Raw genomic sequence first — 4565 nt, 5'->3', positions numbered from 1 at the left:
ACCAAGATGACCGCCCTCAGGACCCATATCAATAATATAATCAGAATTTCTGATAACATCTAAGTCATGTTCAATCACGATAATAGTCGCTTTTTGATGAATTAACGTATCAAATACATGAAGTAATGTTTCTACATCTAATGGATGTAATCCAATAGAAGGTTCATCAAAGATAAAGATGCTGCCATCTTGTACTTTTCCTATTTCTGATGCCAGTTTTAATCTTTGTGCTTCTCCACCAGATAAGGCGGGTGTTGCTTCACCAAGAGTCAAATAACCAATTCCTAAATCTACTAGAACCTGTAGTTTCTCTTTAATCTTCTTAATGTCTTTAAATACATCTAAAGCTTCTAGGATAGTAAGAGACATCACATCCTTAATAGAATGACCATGGTACATTATAGAATCCACATCATTGCTGTAACGTGTACCATCACAATGTTCACAAGTCATTTCTATATCTGGAAGAAACTGTATATCCATAGAAATAGTACCAGTACCTTCACATACAGGACATCTTAACTTACCTGTATTATAAGAAAAATCACCTGCACTATATTGATCACTTAATCTACTATACAACCTTCTTAAATGATCAAATACACCAGAATAAGTTGCAACAGTACTTCTGACATTATTTCCAATAGGGGACGCATCAATCAAATCAATCTTATTGACCCATGATGCATCCAATTCTTTTATATGTTGAGGAAGTACTTCATGATTTAATGAAGCCTTTATGGCAGGATATAAAGACTCAAGAATCAATGTTGTCTTACCACTTCCAGACATACCAGTAATTGTAGTAAGAACTCCTTTAGGAATAGAAATATCAAGTGGTTTGACAGTATGTATTGTATCTGTTTTAAGTCTTAAAAAGCCTTCATTAAAAATCTCTTTCTTATTTCTTACAAGAGTTTGATGTAAATCATTGAGATAAGGTCCAATGATAGAATTCTTATCCTGAATGATTTCATCAATAGTACCCTGACTAATTATAGAACCACCATTTTTACCTGCTTCAGGCCCTATTTCAATCATATAATCCGCTTCCTTAAGAATTCTTGTATCATGATCTACCAAAACAATAGAGTTCCCATCCTTAATCAACTCTTTCATAATCGCAATCAAGCCATCTACATTGGCTGGATGTAGTCCAATAGAAGGTTCATCAAGAACATAAAGAACACCTGTCGTTCTGTTTTTTACAGTACGTGCAAGCTGTACTCTTTGTAGTTCCCCTGTTGATAATGTAGAAGAAGCACGATCAAGAGTCAGATAACCGAGTCCTAAAGACAGCAATGCATTCGCATTAATCATGAATTCTTCAAGAATTGTAGAACCCATTTCTTTCACATCATCATTAAGGGTATTGATTACCTGTGGAAGCCATGCAGCTAAATCCTTTAAACTCATCGCACATACTTCAGTTAAAGTCTTATCACCTAGTAATGTAGAATTTGCACGTGTATTAATACGAGAGCCATGACAAGTCGGGCATGTCTCTTCCTTAAGGAATTTACTGACACGCTTCATATTCTTTTCATTCTTGACCTTCTTTAATGCGTTCAAGACAGTCGCTTTGGCACTATAGTAAGTAAAATCTAATTCTCCTGCTTCCACGCTCTCTTTATTCTTAGGACGATAGAAAATATGTTTCTTAACCATTGGTCCATCATATACAATATGCTTTTCTTTTTCTGTTAATTCTTCAAAAGGAACATCAGTACGCACACCCATGGCACGACAGACATCTTTCATTAATGACCACATGAGTGTATTCCATGGCGCTACAGCCCCTTCATCAATAGTTAGATGAGGATCAGGAATCAAAGCATCAATATTAATTGTCTGTACAATACCAGTGCCCTGACAATCAGGACATGCGCCTTGTGAATTAAAGGCATACTCCTGAGCACTTAAGCCATTAAATCTTTCATGGCAGATTGGACACTCAATCATTTCACCTCTTGCTACATTTATACTCGCAGGTACTCTATGTCCGTTAGGACATAAATAATCTCCACAACGTGAAAATAATAAGCGAATAGAATTCAATAATTCTGTCTGTGTTCCAAAGGTAGAACGAATGCCAGGTATATTAGGTCTTTGATGTAATGCTAGAGTACTAGGAACATATTTAATAGAATCTACTTTGGCTTTTTCTCCTTGAGAGATTCGTCTTCTTGTATAGGTAGATAATGCTTCTAGATATCTTCTAGAACCTTCAGCATAAATGACACCTAATGCTAAAGAAGACTTACCACTTCCTGATACACCAGAAATAGCTACAATCTTATTTAAAGGAATATCAACGTCAATATTCTTTAAATTATGTACCTTTGCGCCTCTTATTTCCATATGATCAATCATACAAAATCCTCCACATAATATAAAAAACTAGCTATCTCTAGCTAGTTCATCTAAATTAATGGTGCGGCCGATGAGATTTGAACTCACACAGACGTACGTCCACAAGTCCCTCAAACTTGCGTGTCTACCATTCCACCACGGCCGCAACTTAGTGCAACTAAGATTATACTTGAGTTGCACATAGAATTCAACTATTTTTTAAGAAGATTATAGAGAGACTGAGCGTAGATAGCAGCTGCAGTTAATAAATCATCTAATGAAATTAATTCATTTTCTTCATGCATATGATGGTTTTTACCAGGGAATTCACAACCAAAAGCAACACAGTTAGGCATTTCTTTTGCATAAGTTCCACCACCGATAGTCTGAGGACCATGTTCATGATCATTTGTGAACTGTACATATGATTCATGAAGCTTCTGAACTAATTCACTGTTAGGATCTACATATAATGCAGGACCAATATCATGTTCTTCATTCAAGCCATACTTATTAACAGCTTCATCTATATTCTTAACAAGTTCATCATTGTCTGAGTCATGAGGAAGACGTAAATCAAGAGTTAATGAACCTTCATTATTTTCATAATTTAAGATACCAAGGTTAACAGTTAAAGCACCCATTTCACCAGTAAATGCGACATTGAACTTTTCACCTAAATAATCATTATATAAATATTCATCAACGAATTTTGCGTAGCTATTATCAGTCACACTTGCAATATAATGACATAAGTTACTTGCAGCATTATTACCTAACTGAGGCTGAGATGCATGGGCACTCTTACCTTTTAAGAATAAGTGTGTGTTACCATCTACAACTTCTAAAGAACCTTTGAAGTTATTTTCTTTTAAGAATGCATTATATGATTCTTCATAGTCAGTACCCTTTAATACAGCTTTAGCCTGATCTGGTACGATATTCACTACACGTCCTGAATGAATAGAGATTACCTTATCATCATCTGTTTTACCCTTGATGATGAAATGACAGTTACCTTTTTCACCATATACAACAGGGAAATCAGCATCTGGAGTAAATCCCATCTTTGGATATGGACGATGCTGGAAATAGTAATGCATACAGCGAGAACCATTTTCTTCATTACATCCAAAGATAATACGAACCTTCATCTTCTTTTCAAAATCAAGTTCATTCACAATCTTAGCAGCATAATAAGCAGCAATTAAAGGTCCCTTATCATCGGCAACACCACGACCATAGAGTGTATCTCCATCAAGAGTCATATCATATTCTGGATAATCCCATTCCTGACCTTCAGTAGGTACAACATCTAAGTGTCCAAGAATACCAAAACATTCTTCTCCTTCACCAATATCAATAGAACCAGCATATCCATCACAATCATCAGTAACAAATCCATCTCTTTGACCAATAGAAAGCATTAAATCAAGCGCTTTACGGTTGTTTTCACCAAATGGCTGATTTTCTTTCGCAGTAGATTTATCAAGAGTTGAAGGGATTAGACATAAGTCCTTTAAATCTTTCAGCATTTCATCTTTATGCTTTAATACTTCTTCTTTAAAATCAATCATTTTATTCACCTCAGTGACTATTATATACAATTTCTGTAGTATTTGAAACACACATACTGCACCTTTTTGTAACGTTCTTCCAAGAGTTGTGCTAATATAGTAAAAAGGGGGCAAAAGAATATGGAGAATAAAGACATACAGTTTCATATTACAGTCAAAGGTATTGTGATTTATGAAGGTAAGACATTAATCTTGAAACGTGTGAGACCTTCATCAGATGGACTTGGTTATTGGGAATTACCAGGTGGGGGATTAGAATACGGGGAAGATCCTCACCAGGCGTTAGTAAGAGAATTAAAGGAAGAAACAGGACTTGATATTGAAATCATTAAGCCAGTTTATACATTTACGGCTATTAGACCACATTATCAGACAGTGGGTATTGGTTTCTTGTGTATTCCTACCAATGATCAAGTTAAGATTTCATTTGAGCATACAGATTATAAGTTTGTGGATGAAGATGAACTAGAGAAGACACTTGATCCACATATCTTTAATGATATTAAGAAAACAATCGAAGAATATAATCAAATAAGAGAATACGAAGAACTAAAAAGAGAAGCGAACTAGCGCTTCTCTTATTTCAGTGTGCCGGGCATGGCACTAATTCAGTCGGAGATAAATCGACCACAGGTA

The 4565-nt window shown here is 35.4% G+C and carries 3 protein-coding genes and 1 tRNA gene; 1 reads left to right on the top strand and 3 read right to left on the bottom strand.

Annotation, left to right across the window (positions count from 1 at the left end; translation table 11 throughout):
• The 3 genes from ACT8VG_RS07640 to pepV form a co-directional block, all read right to left on the bottom strand.
• Nucleotides 1-2373, bottom strand: a 2373-nt coding sequence (locus tag ACT8VG_RS07640) for an excinuclease ABC subunit UvrA (RefSeq protein ID WP_444195546.1), incomplete at its 3' end; no start/stop codon positions are given.
• Between the two features lie 59 nt (nucleotides 2374-2432).
• Nucleotides 2433-2518, bottom strand: a tRNA-Leu gene (locus ACT8VG_RS07635).
• Nucleotides 2519-2564: 46 nt separating this feature from the next.
• On the bottom strand, nucleotides 2565-3929 hold the full coding sequence (pepV, locus tag ACT8VG_RS07630) for a dipeptidase PepV (RefSeq protein WP_444195545.1): 1365 nt from the start codon (nucleotides 3927-3929) through the stop codon (nucleotides 2565-2567).
• A gap of 120 nt (nucleotides 3930-4049) precedes the next feature.
• Between pepV and ACT8VG_RS07625 the strand changes: the two genes are divergently transcribed.
• Complete coding sequence (locus ACT8VG_RS07625; protein ID WP_022424496.1) at nucleotides 4050-4499, top strand: NUDIX hydrolase; 450 nt, start codon at nucleotides 4050-4052, stop codon at nucleotides 4497-4499.
• Nucleotides 4500-4565 lie beyond the last annotated feature (66 nt).

Origin of the sequence: Catenibacterium sp., assembly GCF_052354645.1 — a bacterium.
Lineage (GTDB): Bacteria > Bacillota_I > Bacilli_A > Erysipelotrichales > Coprobacillaceae > Catenibacterium > Catenibacterium mitsuoka_A.
This window is presented reverse-complemented; position numbering and strand designations above follow the sequence as displayed.